Source organism: Brevundimonas sp. PAMC22021, assembly GCF_019443405.1.
GTDB lineage: Bacteria > Pseudomonadota > Alphaproteobacteria > Caulobacterales > Caulobacteraceae > Brevundimonas.
In genome coordinates, this window is record NZ_CP080376.1 from 1,025,877 (window position 1) to 1,044,705 (window position 18,829).

Sequence of the window (18,829 nt, forward strand, 5' to 3'; positions counted from 1 at the left end):
TTCGGCCGAACAATACCGGAAAGCGTAGATTATGACCGATGTTCTTGATCGGACGACGACCATGCGTGCTGCAGTCGTGACGGGCCCCGGCGAGATGGAGGTCCGGGACGTCGCGCGGCCCGAGCCCGGCGCCGGGCAGGTTCGCGTGCGTCTGGAAGGCTGCGGCGTCTGCGCCTCCAATCTGACGCCGTGGGCGGGGCCGGAGTGGATGACCTTTCCGACCGAGCCCGGCGGCTTGGGCCACGAAGGCTGGGGCGTGGTCGACGCGGTGGGCGAGGGCGTAACGCAGGTCAGCGTCGGCGACCGTGTCGCGGCCCTGTCGCACCGCAGCTTTGCGGAATACGACGTCGCGGATGAGGCCGCCGTGGTGAAGCTGCCGCCGGAACTGGCCGGCAAGCCATTCCCGGGCGAGCCGCTGGGCTGCGCCATGAACATCTTCCGCCGGGCCGAGATCAAGGCCGGTCAGACGGTGGCCATCGTCGGGATTGGCTTTCTGGGCGCGGTGCTGACGCGACTGGCCACGGAAGCGGGCGCGCGGGTCATCGCCATCTCCCGCCGTCCGTTCTCGCTCGATCTGGCGAAGCGCATGGGCGCGGCCGAGACGATCCCGTTGGAGGATCACTACGGCATCATCAATCGGGTCAGCGAACTGACCGGCGGCGTGTTCTGCGACGTGACGATCGAGGCCATCGGCAAGCAGTGGCCGCTGGATCTGGCGGCCGAGCTGACGCGCGAGCGCGGGCGGCTGGTCATCGCCGGCTATCATCAGGACGGCCCGCGCCAGGTGAACATGCAGTTGTGGAACTGGCGCGGCTTCGACATCGCCAGCGCGCATGAGCGAGACCCTGCGGTCTATGCGCAAGGCGTGCGCGAGGCGGTGGAGGCGGTGGCGTCGGGTCGCCTCGATATCGAGCCGCTGCTTAGCCACACCTACCCGCTGGATCGCCTCGGCGAGGCGCTGGACGCCACGCGCGACCGGCCGGATGGCTTCCTGAAGGCGCTGGTGACACTGTGACCGACGCAGCCATCGAACGGCCTGGCGAGGTCACGACGCAGCGCCTGCGGATCGGCTTCCTTGGCGTCGGCTGGATCGGCCGGCATCGCATGGAGCACATGCTGAAGACCGGTCTGATCGACGCCGTCGCGGTGTCCGATCCCTTCGACGGCGCGGTGGCGGACGCTCAGGCTTTGGCGCCCGATGCGGTTCGCGTAGCCGATCTCGATGCGCTGCTGGCGCAGGACCTCGACGGCCTGGTGATCGCCACGCCCAGCGCGGTGCATGCCGAACAGACGATCCGGGCGCTGGAGCGGGGCGTGGCCGTCTTCTGCCAGAAGCCGCTGGGTCGCAACCGGGCGGAGACGGAGGCCGCCATCGGCGCGGCGCAAGCGGCGGACCGGCTGCTGGGCGTCGATCTGTCCTATCGCCTCACCGACGGCGTGCAGCGAATCCGCGAACTCCTGCAGGCCGGAGAGCTGGGTCACGTCCATGCGGTCGACCTGACCTTTCACAACGCCTATGGCCCGGACAAGCCGTGGTTCTACGATCCGGCGCTCTCGGGTGGCGGCTGCGTCATGGACCTGGGGGTGCACCTGGTCGATCTGGCGCTGTGGTTGCTGGGTTCGCCAAAGGTCGTGGACGTGACCTCGCACCTGTTCAGCGAAGGTCAGCCGCTCACCAGCCGGGACAAGGCCGAGGACTATGCGGTGGCCACTCTTGTGCTGGAGGGTGGAGCGGTGGTGCGGCTGGCCTGTTCGTGGAAGCTTCCGGCGGGTCAGGACGCGGTGATCTCGGCGGCCCTCTATGGATCGGGCGGCGGGGTCGAGATGCGCAACGTCGGCGGCTCCTTCTACGACTTCACGACCGAACGGTTTCGCGGCACGGCCCGCGAGGTGCTGGCGGCGCCGCCGGAGGATTGGGGCGGACGCGCCGCCGCCGACTGGGCCCGCCGGCTGGCGGCGGGCGAGCGGTTCGATCCGTCGATCCGCAGCCTGGTCGAGGTCGCCGACGTGCTGGATCGCATCTACCGGGTCTGACGCCGGCAAGTTTCGGTTAACCAGAATGGAAGCGTTTGCGGGCCACGCTGGCGGCCATGGCGAATGCGATCGTACTTACCGCTCCGACATCGAGATTCGGCTTCGGCAAGAGCCTGCGCGGGCTGCTGATCCTCGGCCTGTTCTCGCTTCTGGCCGCCTGCGCCAGCGTGGGCGGGGAGCGGGGCGGGAGCGCGCCGGCGGTGATCGCCGCGACCGCGCCGCCGGTCGTCGATGATCCCGCGCCGATCGTCACCGGCACCATGCGGCCGTATCAGATCAAGGGGCGGTGGTATCGGCCGGAGGAGCAGCCCGGCTACGACGAGGTCGGTCTGGCTTCCTGGTACGGCGATCAGTTCAACGGGCGACCGACGGCGACCGGCGAGCGGTTCGACATGCATGCGCTGACCGCCGCCCACAAGACCTTGCCCTTGCCCGGCCTGGTGGAGGTGACGAACCTAACCAACGGCCGCCGCGTCGTCCTGCGCGTCAATGACCGCGGCCCGTTCGTGGACAGCCGCATCATCGATCTGTCGCGGGGCGCCGCCGAGCAACTGGACCTGATCGGCAAGGGCGTGGGCGAGGTGCGGGTGCGCTACCTGGGCCGTGCGCCGCGTCTCGGCGGAGGACCGCTGTTGCAGGCGGCGGCGCCCGCGGCGAGGTCGATCCCGCGCCCGGCGCCGGCGCTGCCCGAGCCGCCATCGACCTTCTGGGTGCAGGCGGGATCGTTCGGCGATCCGCTGCCGGCGCGGTTGATGGCCGAGGGCATCGGAGCGCCCGCTTCCGTCAGCGCGGCCAACGTCGGCGGCCGCGAGCTGTACCGCGTGCTGGTCGGACCCTGGCCGGACGCCAACGCCGCCGAGGCTGCCCGCCAGTCGGTTGTGGCGCGCGGCTATGCAGATGCTTCCCTGATATCCACGCGATAAGCAGACGGTCGGGCTTGCCCTTCTGATCGCACGCGCCATTGTGCCCGGCGTGACTCGGGGCAGGTTCATCACGTTTGAAGGCGGCGAGGGCGCCGGCAAGTCGACGCAGGTCGGCAGGCTGATGGCGCGGCTCGCGCCGGTTCTTGCAGGGCGAGGGCAGGGCGTGATCCGCACGCGAGAACCCGGCGGCTCCAGGGGCGCCGAGATCATCCGCAATCTGGTGGTGGCCTCCGACGCCGAGAACTGGTCGCCGGTGACCGAGACGCTGCTGATGTACGCCTCTCGCTCGGATCATCTGGAAAACACCATCCGCCCGGCGCTGGCGGCCGGCGACTGGGTCGTCTGCGATCGCTTCGCCGATTCCAGCCGGGCGTATCAAGGCGCGGGCGGCGGCGTGGCGCCCGACTTCATCGAGCAGATGGACCGGGGCGTGGTGGGCGACGACCAGCCGGACCTGACGCTCGTGTTCGACCTGCCGGTCGACGTGGGTCTGGAGCGCGCATTCGGGCGCGGCCTGTTCGAGACGCGTTTCGAATCCAAGGGCGTGGAGTTCCACCAGCGGCTGCGCGAAGGCTTTCTCCGCATATGCGAGGCGCATCCGCAACGCTGCGTCCGCATCGATGCGGCGGGGACGCTGGAGGAAGTCGAGGCGCGCGTGTGGGCTGCGGTCGAGGGCCGGCTGCTGTGAGCGAGCATCCGCGCGACCGCTTTGACCTGCTGCCTGACCCGGCGGCGGAAGAGGCCTTTCTGGACGCCCTGGCGCGAGGGCGGCTGCATCACGCCTGGCTGGTGTGCGGGGTCGAAGGGACGGGCAAGGCGACTTTCGCCTATCGCGCGGCGCGGCGGCTGCTGGGGGCGCAGGCCGATCCGGCGAGGGGGCCGTTGGGCGCCAGTCCGCAGGACCCGGTCAGCCGGCTGATCTCGGCCCGGGCGCATCCGGACCTGCTGGTGCTGGAGCGGGCGATCGAGGGCGGCAAGCAGAAGAAGTCGATCTCGGTCGATCAGGCGCGCGAACTGCCGGAGTTCTTTTCCAAGAGCCCGTCGCAGGCCGCCTATCGCGTGGCCATCATCGATGCGGCGGACGACCTGAACCTGAACTCGGCCAACGCCTTGCTGAAGGTTCTTGAGGAGCCGCCTGAGCGTGGCGTGCTGTTCCTGGTCACCCATGCGCCGGGCCGATTGCTGGCCACCATCCGGTCGCGCTGTCGGCGCGTGACCCTGCCGTCGTGGCCGCAGGATCGGTTGGAACGCCTTGTGCGCGACAGGACCGGCGCAGACCGGGAGGACGCGGAACACGCCGCCGCCATGGCGGGCGGCTCGCCCGGGGCGGCTCTGGCGCTGGCGTCGGGCGCCACCTTCGAGATGGATCAACTGGCGCGGGGCTGGGTCGAGGGCGCGGACGCCGATCGCGCCGAGGCCATGGCGATCGCCGACAAGTTCCGCGGCGCGGACGGCGCCGAACGGTTCGAGACCCTGATGGATCGGCTGATCGCAGCGGTGCGCATGCGCGCCCTGAACAGTCCGGCGGGTTCGGCCAACCGGTGGGCCGAGCTGTGGGAGCGGCTCAGCGTCCTGCCGGACCGCACCGCCGGGCTGAACCTGGACCGGGCCGACGTGCTGGCCGGCGCCCTGCATGATCTGCGCAAGACAAAGGCGCTCGGCTGATGCTGATCGACAGTCACGTCAATCTGCACGCACCCCAGTTCGACGAGGACCGCGATGCGGTGATCGCCCGCGCGCGCGAGGCGGGCGTCAAGCTGATGGTCGAGATTTCGGACCGGCTCTCCACCTTCGAGGCGACCCACGGGCTGGCCGCGGCGCACGACGACATCTGGTGCACGGTCGGCGTTCATCCGCATGAGGCGAAGGATCACGCGGACCTCTCTGCCCGGACTCTGATCGACTTGGCGGATCGGCCGAAGGTGGTGGGGATCGGCGAGTGCGGGCTGGATTTCCACTACGACTTTAGTCCGCGCAAGCTGCAGGCCGAGGTGTTTCGCCAACACGTGGCGGCCGCACGCGAGACCGGTTTGCCGCTGGTCATCCACACGCGCGAGGCGGATGCCGCCATGGCCGACATCCTGCGCGAGGAGCATGCGCACGGGCCGTTCCGGATGCTGATGCACTGCTACACCAGCGGAGCCGAGCTGGCGAAGCAGGCGGCGGATATGGGGGCGTGGTTCTCGGTTTCCGGCATCGCGACCTTCAAGGCGGCGGAAGAGGTGCGGGCGCTGGTCCGCGACATGCCGGGCGATCGGATCATCGTGGAGACGGACTGCCCGTATCTGGCGCCCGTGCCGCATCGGGGCCGCCGGAACGAACCCGCCTATATCGGCCTTGTCCTTCAGAAGCTGGCGGAGATCAGGGGCTGGAGCCTGGAGGAGGCGGACCGGCGGACGACCGACGCCTTCTTCTCCCTGTTCGACCGCATTCCCCGTCCGGAGGCCTGAAGAGCTTGAGCGCGCTGGAGATCGTGATCCTGGGCTGCGGATCGTCCGGCGGGGTGCCGCGCGGCGACGGCGACTGGGGCGACTGCGATCCGGCCGAGCCGAAGAACCGACGCCGGCGCTGCTCCATGATTGTCCGGCGAACGGGTGGGGAGGGCGTCACCAACGTCCTGGTCGACACCTCGCCCGACCTGCGCGAGCAGATGCTGAGCGCGGGCGTCCGCCACATCGACGGGGTGCTCTATACCCATGACCACGCCGACCAGACGCACGGCATCGACGACCTGCGCACCTTCGCCACACGCGCGAGGAGCCGCATTCCGGCCTGGATGGATGCGGCGACCCATACGGCCCTGACGCACCGGTTTCACTACATCTTCGAGAGCCAGTTCGGCTATCCGCCGCTGCTGGATGCGCGCCTGATCCCGCCGCATGGAGAGCCGTGGAGCGTCGAGGGCGCGGGCGGGTCGATTCCGGTCGTCACCTTCGACCAGGGGCACGGTCCGATCCGCTCGGTCGGTTATCGACTGGGCGACGTGGCCTATTCCAGCGACGTGTCGGACCTGGACGAGGCGGCGCTGGAGGCGGTGCGGGGCTGCCGGCTGTGGATCGTCGATGCGCTGCGATACACACCGCATCCCACACATGCGCATCTTGATCGCGCGCTGGATTGGATCGCGCGTTCGGGCGTGGAGCGCGCGCTGCTGACGAACCTGCACATCGACATGGATTACAACGCCTTGTCGGCGATCGTTCCAGCGAACGTGGAAGTCGCCTATGACGGATGGAGCCTGACGATCGGCTGATCAGTCGGCGCCGGCCTTATGGCCTTTCCAGTCGAAGAGCTCTTCCAGCACCTGGATTGCGTGCCCGCGTTCGGACGTCAGGTCGGGGTCGCGGCCAAGCACCAGACGAGCGTCGTCGGCCGCGGCCATCATCAGCGAGCGATGCCGCACCGGATCGGCGAAGCGATAGGCGGGGAAGCCGCTCTGACGCAGCCCCAGGGGGTCGCCGCCGCCGCGCAGACGGAAGTCTTCCTCCGCGATTTCAAAGCCGTCCTCAGAGCGACGCAGCGTTTCCAGCCGTTCCTTGGCCGTCTCTCCAAGCGCGCCATCCTGGCCGCCGTATAGCAGGATGCAGGAACTGGCCTTGGCGCCGCGGCCGACCCGACCGCGCAGCTGGTGCAGTTGCGCAAGACCGAAGCGGTCGGCGTGCTCGATCACCATAATGGAGGCGTTGGGCACGTCCACGCCGACCTCGACCACGGTGGTCGCGACCAGCAGCGGGAGGCGGCCGTCGGCGAAATCCGCCATCACCGCCTCGCGCTCGGCGCCGGGCATCTGGCCGTGCGCAAGGCCCACCTCCACGTCCAGGATGCGGCGCAGGTCGGCGGCGCGCGCCTCCGCTGCCGCAAGGTCGGTCGCCTCCGACTCCGCGACCAGCGGGCAGATCCAGTAGGCCTGGGCGCCGGCGTCTATGGCCGCCTTCAGGCGCTTCGCCACCTCTCCGATGCGAGCGAGCGGCAGGACGGCGGTGGTCACGGGCGTGCGGCCGGGCGGCTTCTCCGTCAGGCGGCTGACCTCCAGCTCGCCGTACTGGGTCAACTCCAGTGTGCGCGGGATCGGCGTGGCGGACATGGTCAGGAGGTGGACGGCGCCGAGGCGCGGATCGCCCTTGGCTTGCAGTCTCTGACGCTCATTGACGCCGAAGCGATGCTGCTCGTCGATCACCGCCAGGGCGAGCCGATCGAAGCGCACGGCGTCCTGGAACAGGGCGTGGGTGCCGATGGCGACCTGGGCCTCGCCGCTGGCCAGCGCCGCCAGCCGCTCGCGACGCTCGCCCGCCGTGTCGCGGCCGGTCAGCAGCACGGCGGTGACGCCCGCGTCGGAGAACATGGGAGCAAGTCGTTGATAATGCTGACGGGCCAGGATTTCCGTCGGGGCCATAAGCGCGCCCTGAAAGCCGCTGGACGCCGTGTCCGCAAGCGCCAGGGCGGCGACGGCGGTCTTGCCCGAGCCGACATCGCCTTGCAGCAGCCGGCCCATTTGCTGACCGGAGCCGAGGTCGCGGCGGATTTCCGCAACGGCCTGGGCCTGGGCGTTCGTGAGCGTGAAGGGCAGGGCCGACTCCAACCGCCGAGACGCCTCGCCGGGCGTGATCAGAGGCGCCGTGTGGATCAGGCGGGCGCGGCGGCGGCGAGCCAGCGCCAGCTGATGGGCGAACAGTTCATCAAAGGCGAGCCGCTGGCGGGCGGGCGCCTCCGGCGACAGGTCGGCCTCGCTCGTTGGAGCGTGCACCGCCTCCAGCGCCGCGCGCCAGCCGGGCCAGCGGCGCGACTGCAGCCAGGCGGCGTCCTGCCATTCGGGCAGCTCAGGCGCGGTCGAGAGTGCTCCGCCGATCAGTCGGCGCACCTGACGCGAGGTCAGGCCCTGAGTACCGGGATATGTCGGCTCGGCGGCGGGTATGTCGCTCGCCTTGTCCGGGGTTGCGACATCGGGGTGCGGGATCTGCACCTCGCCGTTGAAGCGTTCGACCTTGCCGGAGACGATCCGCCGCTCGCCGCGCGGCAACAGACGGTCGATGTGCTGGGGCGAGCCGCCGAACCAGATCAGATGTACGAAACCGGTGTCGTCGGACGTGCGGACCTTGAGCGGCGCGCCTGGCCGGCCGGGCGTGAACAGGCGATCGGCCGTGACTTCGAAGATGCCGTACTCCCCCTCCACCGCATCGGCGGCGGTCATCGGGCGACGCACCACCACGCCCGTAGGGGACAGAAACAGAAGATCGCGCACCAGCGGCCCGGCGACCTTCTGCACCAGGGGCGCCATGCGCGGACCCACGCCCTTCAGGCTGGTCACCTCGGCGAACAGGGGAAAGAGAATCGGGGGGCGCATGGTGAGCGGAACATAGCGAGACCGGCGGCGCTGGCGAAGCGCATCGCAAGCCGCTATCTGACCGCTTCAGATTGCAGACCCGACCGGGCAAGGATTCTTGTGGCCGACATCGACGCGCGTCCCGACACCAACGACCTGAAAAGCCAGAGGCTGGGCCGGATCAGCTTTCGCGCCTGGCGGCGCGGTTTCCGCGAGGCCGACCTGGTGTTGGGTCCGTTCGCCGACCAGGTGGGCCCTAGCCTGAGCGACGATGAACTGGATGCGTTCGAGGTGCTGCTGAACGAAGACGACCAGTTTCTCTACGGCTGGATCATCGAGCGGGAGCCGACCCCGGCGGAACACGACCACGCGCTGATGGCCAAGATCCGCGCCTTCATGCGCGCGCATGTGGCGGCGGAAGTCGCAAAGGGAGCCGGCTGATGGACGTGCAGGTTCAGCATCGCACGGATCAGGACCTCGGCGGCGCGCCGGAGGGCCTCGACGCCCTGATCGTCGCCGACCGGTTGAAGGGCGGCGGAGTGGGCCTGTTCGTCGCGCGGGATTACGGGCGTTCGGCCGCCTTTATCCAGGCGTTTCGCTTCTTCTCGCAAGACGTTGAAGTGCTGGAATATCCGGCGTGGGATTGCCTGCCGTACGACCGGCTGAGCCCCACCGCGGGCGTGTCGGCGCAGCGGATGGCGACCCTGACCCGCCTGGCCGGGCGCAAGGCCTCAGACGGCCCGCTGCTGGTGGTCACGACGGTCAACGCCGCGACCCAGCGCACGCCTCCGAAGCGCGTCACTACGGCCGCCGGCTTCGAGACCAAGGTCGGGCGCGATCTCGATACCCAGGCGCTGGAACGCTACTTCGCCGCCAACGGCTATGTGCGGGCCTCCACCGTCTCGGAGCGCGGCGAGTTCGCGGTGCGCGGCGGGGTGATCGACGTCTTCCCCCCGGGCTTCGACGAGCCGGTGCGCCTGGACATGTTCGGCTCCGAGTTGGAATCGATCCGCACATTCGATCCGGAGACGCAGCGATCGACGGGTCAGATGACCGCCGTGTCGCTGGCGCCCGTGTCGGAGGTCTTGCTGGACCGGGACGCGATTTCGCGCTTCCGTACCGGCTATCTGAAGCTGTTCGGCGCGCCCGGCGACGATCCGCTGTACGCGACCATCAGCGAGGGCGCGCGGCGTCAGGGCATGGAGCAGTGGCTGCCGCTGTTTTACGACCGGCTGGACACCTTGTTCGACTATCTGCCTGACGATGCCTCGGTGTTCCTGGACAACCAGGTCGAGGCGGCGCGCACCGAGCGGTGGGACCTGACGGCGGACGCCTACGACGCCCGCAGCGAAGCGGCCAAGACCAAGGGCGCGGCGGCCGCGAACCGGGCCTTGCCGCCGGGCGAGCTTTATCTGAGCGAGGGCGACTGGAACGGCGCGCTGGCCGGCCGCAACGTCCGGCGGTTCACGCCTTTCGCGGGCGGGGCCGAGGACGCCGGAGGGCGGCTGGGCCGCACCTTCGCCGCCGAGCGGTCGCAGGACAGCGTCAATCTGTTCGAGGCGGTGGCCCAGCACGCAGAAGCTCTCAAGGCTGACGGGCGGCGGGTGCTGTTCGCCTCCTGGACTGAAGGCTCGTCCGAACGGCTTCAAGCCATGCTGTCGGACCACGGCTTGCAGCATGTGGTGGCGGTAAGGGACTGGGCGGACGTGCAGGCGGCGCCTGAGGGCATCTATCTGCGCGGCGTGCTGCCGGTCGAGCATGGCTTTGTCACCGACGAAATCGCCGTCATCTCCGAAACCGACATCCTGGGCGACCGGCTGGCGCGGCCCAGGAAGAAGCGCCGGGCGTCGAACTTCCTCGCCGAGGCCTCGGCCCTGACCACCGGCGACCTGGTGGTGCACCTGGACCACGGCATCGGGCGCTATGAAGGGCTGAAGACGCTGGACATCCAGCAGGCGCCGCACGACTGCCTGGAGCTGCTCTACGCCGGTGAAAGCAAGTTGTACCTGCCGGTCGAGAACATCGACCTGCTGACCCGCTACGGAACGGACGCCGACGGGGTGCAGCTGGACCGACTGGGCGGGGCGGGCTGGCAGGCGCGCAAGGCCAAGGCCAAGGAGCGGCTGCGCGCCATGGCCGAGGGCCTGATCGCGCTGGCGGCCAAGCGCGCGCTCCGCCAGACCGACGCCGTAACGCCGCCGCCCGGTCTCTTCGCCGAGTTCTGCGCGCGATTCCCCTATGAAGAGACCGACGACCAGCTGAACGCCATCGGCGACGTGCTGGAGGATCTCGGCAAGGGCGTGCCGATGGACCGGCTGATCTGCGGTGACGTGGGCTTCGGCAAGACGGAGGTGGCGCTGCGCGCCGCATTCGTGGTCGCCATGACGGGCCAGCAGGTGGCGATCGTGGCGCCCACGACGCTGCTCGCGCGGCAGCACTTCAAGACCTTCACCGAGCGATTCGCCGGCTGGCCCGTCAAGGTCCGTCAACTGTCGCGCATGGTGACGGGCAAGGAGGCCAACGAGACGCGGGCGGGTCTCAAGGACGGCTCGGTCGAGATCGTGGTCGGCACCCATGCGGTGCTGGCCGAACAGGTGGGTTTCCGCGACCTGGGCCTGGTGATCGTCGACGAGGAGCAGCACTTCGGCGTCAAGCACAAGGAGAAGCTGAAGACGCTGCGCGCCGACGTGCACCTCCTGACGCTGACCGCGACGCCGATCCCGCGTACCCTGCAGATGGCGCTGACGGGCATCCGCGAGATGTCGATCATCGCGACGCCGCCGGTCGATCGTCTGGCGGTGCGGACCTATGTGACGCCCTGGGACCCGGTGCTGGTGCGCGAGGCGTTGCTGCGGGAGAAGTATCGCGGCGGCCAGGCCTACTATGTCGCGCCGCGCCTGAAGGACCTGCCGGACATCGAGCGATTCCTGCGCGAGCAGGTCCCGGAGGTGAAGTTCGTTGTCGGTCACGGCCAGATGAGCGCGACCCAGCTGGAAGGGGTGATGAGCGCCTTCTACGACGGCGAATACGACGTTCTGGTCTCGACCACCATTGTCGAAAGCGGCCTGGATATTCCGACGGCCAACACCCTGGTCGTGCACCGTGCCGACATGTTCGGCCTGGCGCAGCTGTATCAGATCCGGGGACGGGTCGGGCGGTCCAAGGCGCGGGCCTTCGCCTATCTGACTACCGATCCCAAGAAGCCGATGACGCTGTCGGCCGAGCGTCGGCTGCAGGTGCTGCAATCGCTGGACAACCTCGGCGCCGGCTTCCAGCTGGCCAGCCACGACCTGGACCAGCGCGGCGGCGGCAACCTCCTGGGCGACGAGCAGTCGGGCCACATCCGCGAAGTGGGCGTCGAGCTTTACCAGCAGATGCTGGAAGACGCGGTCGCAGAGCTGAAGGAAAAGGGCGAGGGCGCGGTGGATCGCGGCTGGTCGCCGTCGATCAACGTCGGCGCCTCGGTGCTGATCCCCGAGGAATACGTGCCGGACCTGAACGTGCGCCTCAGCCTCTATCGCCGGCTGTCCGACGCCGAGCAGGCGGAGGATCGCGAGGCGCTGGCCGCCGAGCTGATCGACCGCTTCGGACCTCTGCCGGACGAGGCGCAGCAGCTGCTGCGGATCGTCGGCATCAAGGCCAACTGCCGTAAGGCCTGCATCGAGAAGATCGACATCGGCCCGAAGGGGGCGGTGCTGACGCTGCGCGACAACAGCTTCCCCAATCCGGCGGGGCTGGTCGGACTGATCCAGAAGAACCACGCCTTCTGGAAGATTCGGCCGGACCAGAAGATCGTCGTCACCGGCGACTGGGCCAAGCCCGAAGAGCGGTTGAAGGTGGCGGAGCGGATTACTTCGGACCTGGCGCGGGTGGCCTCGGCCTAAGGGTCGGGTCCGCCTAGCGCGGAGAGCGGGCGTAGAGGTCGGCCGAGGCGCGTTCCAGAAGGGCCGCGGGGTTTTCGCCCACGCCGATCTGGGCGCAGCCGACGTCGAAATCGACCACGAACGGCGAGCGGTCGGGACCGGCGTCAAAGGCGGTGCAGCCGATCACCGCCGCGATCCGTTCCGCCGCCAGCCGCGCCTCGCCCGCGCGCGTGGCGGGCAGGGCGAGAGCGAAGACCTCGGGCGCGAGGCGGGCGGCGGTGTCCTCGACTCGCACCAGTCGCGACACCATGGCCCCAATCTGCGGCAGGGCGCGATCGAGCCAGCCGCCGGTGCGAGACGCCAGCACGCTGTCGCTCTGACGCACTCGCAGCACGCAGACCGACAGCGGGCGCTGGCGCAGGCGGGCGGCCTGGGCGACGCGTGTCAGATGCGCGGCGAACAGTTGCGGCGTGAACAGGCCAGTGGAGGCGTCGGTCAGTCCGGAACCCCGCGCGCCGTCCAGCGCGCGCCGCGTGACCTGCTGACGGCGGTGGGTGCGGGCCAGGCCGAGGATGCGGCCGGCGGTCTCGTCCTCCGGCGTGTCGGAAGCCGCGACATCGGCGAAGCCCCGCTGATACAGCTCGCCGAGATCGATCTCGGCCTGGCCGCGCAGGTAAAGCACCAGCGGGATATGATAGAGGCGGGTGTTGCGCTTCATTCCCGAGGCGATCGACAACGCCGGGGCATGATCGTCGGCGCCCCACAGCACCGCCGCATCGAACGCGCTTTCGTGCAGATAGTCGAAGGCGGTGTAGGGGGTGGGGGCCGCCACCACCTCGGCGCCGCCGGCCGAGAGCGCATTGGCGAGAGCCAGGAAACGTCGGTCCGCGGCGCCGGCCGCCAGGATGCGCAAGGGCCCGGTCGCCTCGTCTTCGACCCGGCCCAACGGTTCGCCACGTTCGGCAAAGGTCAGCCGGCGCAGATGAAATTCTTCCTCGGCGATGGCGGCGCGGCCGAGTTGCTCAAGCCGCAGTGCGGCCTGGGCCGGATGCGGCGCGGTGGACATGACGAGATCGGCGTCCACCGCCGCATCTTCCGAGGTCCCGATCACCACGACCGGCAGACGGCGCGGCTCGGCGGCGGCGCGAAAGGTGGCGATCACGCCTGGCGCCAGCAGCGCCGCATCGACGATGGCGGCTTCCAGCGGCAGGTCGGCGAGCGCGACGGCGGCGCCTTCCACGCTGTCGGACATCAGCGTGCGCCAGCCGAGGCCGTCCAGCCCATGCGCCAGATCGGCCAGGCGATCCGCAGCCGTCAGCACCAGGACGCGCGCGCTCGCAGGCGGGCTCTCGATGTCGGAGGCCTCGATCGATCTGGTGGTTGTCCGTGACTTGGCGGGCGGCATCTGAGCGTCAGCATACCGAGCGCTTCCTTTACGAAGCAATGCCACGTCCGGCCCGCGGCCAAAATGTCCCCAAGGGTTTGCGACGGGCCGAATTGCGCTAGTTTGTCCGGCTGTTGCGCATCTCGCGGGGACCAGCTTGCTTTTTGGACTAGGGGACGCCGCACGGCTGGCCGGCCGGGCCTTTGCCCGCAGCTGGGGTCGGGACGTCATGCTCTACACGGGCGGGGTGTCGTTCTTCGCGCTGCTGGCGGTGTTTCCGGCCGTCGCCATTCTGATCGGCTTCTACAAGGCGGTGCTGTCGATCGGACAGGTCAGCGAGCAGGCCTTTGCCCTGGCCGAGCTGATGCCGCACGCCGCGCAGGGAATCTTTCGCGAAGAGATCGGCCGGCTGGCCAACGCCTCGGCCCGGACGGTGTCGGCCCAGAGCGCGTTCGCCGTGCTGGTCGGGGCCTATGCGGCGCACCGGGGGTTCAAGGCGCTGCTGGCTGGGCTGAACCTGATCCACGACGAGACGGAGCCGCATGGCTTCTTCAAGTTCAACCTTCTGGCCTTTTTTGTCGCCGTGTTCGCCTTTGTGCTGTTCACCGTGGTGTCGGGATCGGTGGTGACGCTGCGGATCATGGGGCATGCCTCGGGCGAGCGGCCGCTGCTGGGCTTGGGCGTCTTCTTCGACGCCGTGGCGCCGTCCGTGGGGCTCGTGATCGGGCTGACGCTGCTCTACCGCTACGCCATGAGCCACCGGACCCCGGTGGCCTGGCTGCCGTCGGTGGTCGGAGGCTCGGTCGCCACCCTGATGTCGGTCGTGTCGTCCTGGCTGTGCGCCATCTATGTGGAGCAGATCGCGCCGCTGGGAGCGACCTATGGCTCGGTCGGCGCGGTGGTGGTGCTGCTGATCTGGTTGTCGTGGAACGTCAACGCCGTCTTCTACGGCGGCGCCTTCGCCACCGAGATGGAGATCGCCAAGGCGCGGGCGGCTGGGAACACTCGCGATCCCACAGGCGCCGTCGTCAGCTTCCCGGCGCGAGAACACCTGGCGCAGGCTCGGGAGCGCCGCACTCGACCGTGATGGTCAGGACGCCTGCATCCTCCTTAACCGACAGGGTGCGGCCGCCGCGCTGAGCCGTCAGGTGGGGCGCATCGACCCTGGCCATCGGATCGGTGGCCAAAAGGACCAGGCGGTCGCCGGGAAGGGCGTCTCGCATCGCCTTCATCAGCTTCAGCGTTGGCACGGGACAGGCGTGACCGCGTGCGTCGACGACGACGGGCGAACTCACGAGGCGGTGATCCGCTCGGCCAGCATCCGAAGCGCCTGGTCGACGCTGGCCTGTCGCACGCGCTCGCGGCCAATGTCGCCGAACCGCGCCTCATGGTGCACGACGCCGGTCGGTCCCGCGGCGGCGAAGTGGACCAGTCCCACCGGCTTGTCCGGCGAACCGCCGCCCGGCCCTGCGATTCCCGTCGCGGCGACCGAAACCTGGGCCTGCGAGCGCCGAAGCGCGCCCTCGGCCATCGCGCGCGCGACCGGCTCGGACACCGCGCCTTGGCTCTCGATCAGCTCGGCGGGCACGCCCAGCATCTCGGACTTCGCGGCGTTGCTGTAGGTGACGAAGCCGCAATCGACCACGGCCGACGATCCAGGAACCCCGGTCAGCGCCGCCGCGACCAGGCCGCCGGTACAGCTTTCGGCCGTGGCCAGCATCAGGCCCTTGGCCGTGGCCGCCTCGATCACGCGACGGGCGAGAGCTTCGATGTCGTGCGGCGTCATGGCCTTTCTTATCCGGGCCGATCCGGTCTAACCAGCCTCATGACCAACGCGGCCCTTTCTCCAGCACCGGCGCGCAATCAGGGATCGCGGCCCCGCGTCCTGTTCGCCGTCGCCATCTTCACCTCGGCGGCTCTGGTCTTCACCGTCCAGCCGATGGTGACCAAGCTGGTGCTGCCGATGCTGGGCGGGTCGCCATCGGTCTGGAACACCTCCATGGTGTTCTTCCAGGCGGCGCTGCTGGTCGGTTATGCCTATGCCCATGCCTTGCAGCGGATCGGTTCGCTGAAGGTGCAGGCCGGCGTGCATCTGGCGCTTCTGCTGCTCGCGGCGCTGTTCCTGCCCTTGAGCATCAGCGGCGTGCTGGGCGATCCCGATCCGAATGCGCCCATCGTCTGGCTGCTGGCGACGCTGGCGCTGTCGGTCGGCGCGCCCTTCGCGGTTCTGTCGGCGACGGCGCCGTTGCTTCAGGCCTGGTTCGCGCGTCTGCGGGCAGGTCATGCGGACGGGGCCAACCCTTACGTCCTCTACGCCGCTTCCAACCTCGGCAGCTTCCTGGCCCTGCTCGCCTATCCGGTCATCATTGAGCCGCTGGCGGCCTTGTCGGACCAGCGGTGGGGGTGGAGCGGCGGCTATGGCCTGTTCGTGGTCATGGTCGGGGTCTTGGGCGCGGCGATCTGGCGCCGGCGAGAGATCGCCGCGACCGAGCCTGCTCGTCTGGCGTCCACCGCGCCGATCCCCTGGCGCGATAAGGGCGTGCTGGTGCTGCTGGCGGCGGCGCCCTCCAGCCTGATGCTCGGGGTGACGGCGCACCTGTCGGTGGATGTGGCCTCGGCGCCGTTCCTGTGGGTGGCGCCGCTGGCGCTGTATCTGCTGACCTTCGTGATCGCCTTTTCAGCCAGGCCGATCATCGCGTTTGAGACGACTCTGGTCCTCTCGGCCGCACTGGGAGCCGCAGTGGTCAGCATGGCGGCGTTCAAGACGGGCGAGTGGGTGGTGCTCTTCGGCATGCACCTGCTGGCCTTCTTCTTCATCGCCCTGCTGTGCCACCAGCGTCTGGCGCAGCGGAGACCCGCGCCGGATCGGCTGACCGAGTTCTTTCTGCTGCTGTCGCTGGGCGGCGTCGTGGGCGGGGCGTTCAACGCCCTGCTGGCGCCGGTCTTGTTCAACACAGTATGGGAATATCCGCTGGTGCTGGTGCTCGTGGGCCTGGCGCGGCCCTGGGAGAAGGGACCGCTCAGCCGCGTCGAGATCGGTGCGATCGCACTCGGCGCCGTCATCATCCTGACCCCGCCGATCGCGCTGGAGATCATCCGCTATCAGCCGGACATCCGGGCGGTGCTCAGCAACCAGGCGCTGATCCACATCTCGCAGCTGGTGTTCGGCCTAGGCGCCATCTGCGCCTTTCTGGTGCGGGACCGCGCGCCGGTGTTCACCCTGATGCTGGCCATGCTGACCGCCTCGGCGCACCACATCGCGCGCGGCTATGAGTGGGACCTGTCTGAGCGCAGCTTCTTTGGCGTCATGCGGGTGGCGACGACCTATGACGCGCGTCTGGGCGGCGACGTTCACGTTCTCATGCACGGCACGACGCTGCACGGCGCCCAGCCGACCTCGCCCGTCTCGCGGTGTTCGCCGACGCTCTACTACGCCACAGGCACGCCGCTGGGGCAGGCGGCGTTGAAGATCCAGGAGCGGCGGCCGAACGGCGCCAACATCGGCGTGGTGGGGCAGGGCTCCGGCGCCATGGCCGCCTACAAGCGCGAGCAGGATCGGCTGACCTTCTTCGAGATCGACCCGATGGTGGACCGACTGTCGCGCGATCCGCGCTGGTTCACCTTTATCTCGGACTGCGCGGATGGACCGGTGCGCACGGTGCTGGGCGACGCGAGGCTGACGCTGAACCAGGAGCCGGCTGGATCATACGACCTCTTGGTCATCGACGCCTTCTCGTCGGACGCCGTGCCGACCCACCTTCTGACGACCGAGGCCATCGCCGGTTATCTTCGGCTGCTGCGGCCGGACGGGGCGGTGGTGCTGCACCTGTCCAATCGAAACCTGGAGATCACGCTACCGGCCTCGGCGGCGGCGCGTGCGCTGAACGCGCCCAGCCTGCACCAGGTCTTCATCGAGGACCCGGCCGGCCCCGACATGTCCGAAGCCTCGACCGAGGCGCTTGTGATCGCGCCGACGGAGGCGGGGCTCGCGTCCTTCCGCGCCGATCCGCGCTGGCGGACGCTGGCGCCGACCGAGGTGCGACCGTGGACCGACGACTACGTCAATCTGTTCGGTTCGCTGCTGCGCCAGATGCGCTATGCGGCGGGCTGAGGCGCGGGCAGGTCGATCGAGCACACGGCCTGGGCCGCCAGGCCCTCGTTCCGCCCGGTGAAGCCTAACCCTTCTGAGGTTGTGGCCTTCACGCTGACGGCGCCCAGCGGCAGCTGAAGCAGGTCAGCGATCCGTTCGCGCATGGCGAGGCGGTGCGGCTTCACCTTGGGCTGCTCGCAGATCAGGGTCACGTCCACATTGACGATGCGGCCGCCGCGATCCGCGACCATGCCGGCGGCATGCAGCAGGAACTGGTCGGACGATGCGCCCTTCCACTTGGGATCGCTGGGCGGGAAGTGATCGCCGATGTCGCCCTCGGCCAGGGCGCCTAGGATGGCGTCGGTCAGGGCGTGCAGGCCGGCGTCGGCGTCGGAGTGACCGATCAGCGTCTGGTCGTGCGGCACCTCGATCCCGCACAGCCACACCGAGCCGCCCGGTCCCCAGCGATGCACGTCATAGCCGGAGCCGACGCGGGTCTGGCGGGGGGTCAGGGCCTCGGCCATGGCGAAATCCTCGGGATAGGTGAGCTTGAGCAGGCGGGGGTCGCCGTCGATCAGCCGGACGGTTCCGCCCGCGGCCTGGACCACGGAGGCTTCGTCGGTGGGCGGCTCGGACGAGGTCCAGGCGGCGTAGGCGCGCTCAATCACGCCACGTCGGAACGCCTGGGGCGTCTGGGCGCGCCACAGACCCGCGCGATCCACGGCCCCGGCGATCACCCCCTCCGCGTCCGCTCGACGCAAGCTGTCGGCGACGGGCAGGGCGGGCAGGGCGCCGTCGGCGTGGTCCAGCGCCCCGATCAAACCCTCGGTGATGTCCCGGGACAGAAGCGGGCGCGCCGCATCGTGGATCAGCACGGGTGCATCGGGCGCGCAGGCGAGCGACGCCAGGCCCGCGCGTACGGAATCCGCGCGTTCGACCCCGCCGGCGACATTTCTCCATCCCGCCAGGCCGTCCAGCGCCTGCGCCATGCGCGCCTCGGCGCCCGGCGCGACAACGACCACGATTTCGCTGGCGCCGGCGTTCAGCAGCGCCTCCACCGACCAGCGCACGACCGGCTTGCCCGCCAGCGTCCGATACTGCTTGTCGCCGCCCGCGCGCGAGCCCGAGCCCGCCGCGACCACAATGGCTGAAAAGGTCATGCCGGCCTTCTAGGCGGCGCGGCCGAGCTTGACGAGAGGGAGCGAAGGAGGGCGA

At 69.5% G+C, this 18,829-nt stretch carries 16 protein-coding genes; 11 read left to right on the forward strand and 5 right to left on the reverse strand.

Going from position 1 to position 18,829, the window contains the following annotated elements; genetic code table 11:
- Positions 1–61 precede the first annotated feature (61 nt).
- From KY493_RS04965 to KY493_RS04995, 7 genes are read left to right on the forward strand one after another with little or no spacing between them, the layout of a single operon-like run.
- Positions 62–1,015, forward strand: coding sequence for a zinc-binding dehydrogenase (locus KY493_RS04965; protein ID WP_219897870.1), 954 nt, complete (start codon positions 62–64; stop codon positions 1,013–1,015).
- On the forward strand, positions 1,012–2,034 hold the full coding sequence (locus tag KY493_RS04970) for a Gfo/Idh/MocA family protein (protein WP_255568042.1): 1,023 nt from the start codon (positions 1,012–1,014) through the stop codon (positions 2,032–2,034). Before KY493_RS04965 ends, KY493_RS04970 begins: the two co-directional genes overlap by 4 nt.
- Before the next feature lie 35 nt (positions 2,035–2,069).
- Complete coding sequence (locus KY493_RS04975; protein WP_255568043.1) at positions 2,070–2,957, forward strand: septal ring lytic transglycosylase RlpA family protein; 888 nt, start codon at positions 2,070–2,072, stop codon at positions 2,955–2,957.
- A gap of 49 nt (positions 2,958–3,006) precedes the next feature.
- Complete coding sequence (tmk, locus tag KY493_RS04980; protein WP_219897871.1) at positions 3,007–3,645, forward strand: dTMP kinase; 639 nt, start codon at positions 3,007–3,009, stop codon at positions 3,643–3,645.
- Positions 3,642–4,622, forward strand: a complete 981-nt coding sequence (locus tag KY493_RS04985; protein WP_255568044.1) for a DNA polymerase III subunit delta' — start codon at positions 3,642–3,644, stop codon at positions 4,620–4,622. The genes tmk and KY493_RS04985 overlap by 4 nt, the downstream gene beginning before the upstream one ends.
- On the forward strand, positions 4,622–5,407 hold the full coding sequence (locus KY493_RS04990; RefSeq protein ID WP_219897873.1) for a TatD family hydrolase: 786 nt from the start codon (positions 4,622–4,624) through the stop codon (positions 5,405–5,407). Before KY493_RS04985 ends, KY493_RS04990 begins: the two co-directional genes overlap by 1 nt.
- A gap of 5 nt (positions 5,408–5,412) precedes the next feature.
- Positions 5,413–6,210 (forward strand): MBL fold metallo-hydrolase, encoded by a 798-nt coding sequence (locus KY493_RS04995; RefSeq protein WP_219897874.1) that lies wholly within the window; start codon positions 5,413–5,415, stop codon positions 6,208–6,210.
- Here KY493_RS04995 and recG read toward each other — a convergent pair whose 3' ends face one another.
- Positions 6,211–8,298: an ATP-dependent DNA helicase RecG gene (gene recG / locus KY493_RS05000; protein WP_219897875.1), complete on the reverse strand. Its 2,088-nt coding sequence runs from the start codon at positions 8,296–8,298 to the stop codon at positions 6,211–6,213. It abuts the gene before it with no gap.
- Between the two features lie 99 nt (positions 8,299–8,397).
- Between recG and KY493_RS05005 the strand changes: the two genes are divergently transcribed.
- Positions 8,398–8,718, forward strand: a complete 321-nt coding sequence (locus tag KY493_RS05005) for a succinate dehydrogenase assembly factor 2 (protein ID WP_219897876.1) — start codon at positions 8,398–8,400, stop codon at positions 8,716–8,718.
- Entirely contained in the window at positions 8,718–12,161 is a 3,444-nt protein-coding gene (mfd, locus tag KY493_RS05010; protein ID WP_219897877.1) for a transcription-repair coupling factor, read from the forward strand. Before KY493_RS05005 ends, mfd begins: the two co-directional genes overlap by 1 nt.
- A 13-nt stretch (positions 12,162–12,174) precedes the next feature.
- On the opposite strand, the gene KY493_RS05015 is transcribed toward mfd, so the two are convergent.
- The gene (locus KY493_RS05015) at positions 12,175–13,545 is read right to left on the reverse strand and encodes a diguanylate cyclase domain-containing protein (RefSeq protein ID WP_219897878.1); all 1,371 of its coding nucleotides are present in this window, start codon (positions 13,543–13,545) and stop codon (positions 12,175–12,177) included.
- 136 nt (positions 13,546–13,681) lie between these two features.
- Here KY493_RS05015 and KY493_RS05020 point away from each other — a divergent pair, with 136 nt between their 5' ends.
- Entirely contained in the window at positions 13,682–14,611 is a 930-nt protein-coding gene (locus KY493_RS05020) for a YihY/virulence factor BrkB family protein (protein ID WP_255568045.1), read from the forward strand.
- On the opposite strand, the gene KY493_RS05025 is transcribed toward KY493_RS05020, so the two are convergent.
- A complete protein-coding gene (locus tag KY493_RS05025) occupies positions 14,553–14,819 on the reverse strand; it encodes a sulfurtransferase TusA family protein (protein WP_219897879.1) in 267 nt (88 codons plus the stop codon). The genes KY493_RS05020 and KY493_RS05025 overlap by 59 nt on opposite strands.
- Positions 14,816–15,310: a CinA family protein gene (locus KY493_RS05030; RefSeq protein ID WP_219897880.1), complete on the reverse strand. Its 495-nt coding sequence runs from the start codon at positions 15,308–15,310 to the stop codon at positions 14,816–14,818. The genes KY493_RS05025 and KY493_RS05030 overlap by 4 nt, the downstream gene beginning before the upstream one ends.
- 39 nt (positions 15,311–15,349) lie before the next feature.
- Here KY493_RS05030 and KY493_RS05035 point away from each other — a divergent pair, with 39 nt between their 5' ends.
- Positions 15,350–17,635 (forward strand): fused MFS/spermidine synthase, encoded by a 2,286-nt coding sequence (locus KY493_RS05035; RefSeq protein WP_219897881.1) that lies wholly within the window; start codon positions 15,350–15,352, stop codon positions 17,633–17,635.
- Here KY493_RS05035 and KY493_RS05040 read toward each other — a convergent pair.
- A complete protein-coding gene (locus KY493_RS05040) occupies positions 17,620–18,774 on the reverse strand; it encodes a bifunctional 2-C-methyl-D-erythritol 4-phosphate cytidylyltransferase/2-C-methyl-D-erythritol 2,4-cyclodiphosphate synthase (protein ID WP_219897882.1) in 1,155 nt (384 codons plus the stop codon). The genes KY493_RS05035 and KY493_RS05040 overlap by 16 nt on opposite strands.
- Between the last annotated feature and the right edge of the window lie 55 nt (positions 18,775–18,829).

Coding starts and splice junctions, on each gene's coding strand:
- KY493_RS05040 (WP_219897882.1), bottom strand. CDS start 18,774: ATGACCTTTTCAGCCATTGTGGTCGCGGCGGGCTCGGGCTCGCGCGCG.
- KY493_RS05035 (WP_219897881.1), top strand. CDS start 15,350: ATGACCAACGCGGCCCTTTCTCCAGCACCGGCGCGCAATCAGGGATCG.
- KY493_RS04965 (WP_219897870.1), top strand. CDS start 62: ATGCGTGCTGCAGTCGTGACGGGCCCCGGCGAGATGGAGGTCCGGGAC.
- mfd (WP_219897877.1), top strand. CDS start 8,718: ATGGACGTGCAGGTTCAGCATCGCACGGATCAGGACCTCGGCGGCGCG.
- KY493_RS05015 (WP_219897878.1), bottom strand. CDS start 13,545: ATGCCGCCCGCCAAGTCACGGACAACCACCAGATCGATCGAGGCCTCC.
- recG (WP_219897875.1), bottom strand. CDS start 8,298: ATGCGCCCCCCGATTCTCTTTCCCCTGTTCGCCGAGGTGACCAGCCTG.
- KY493_RS04990 (WP_219897873.1), top strand. CDS start 4,622: ATGCTGATCGACAGTCACGTCAATCTGCACGCACCCCAGTTCGACGAG.
- KY493_RS05030 (WP_219897880.1), bottom strand. CDS start 15,310: ATGACGCCGCACGACATCGAAGCTCTCGCCCGTCGCGTGATCGAGGCG.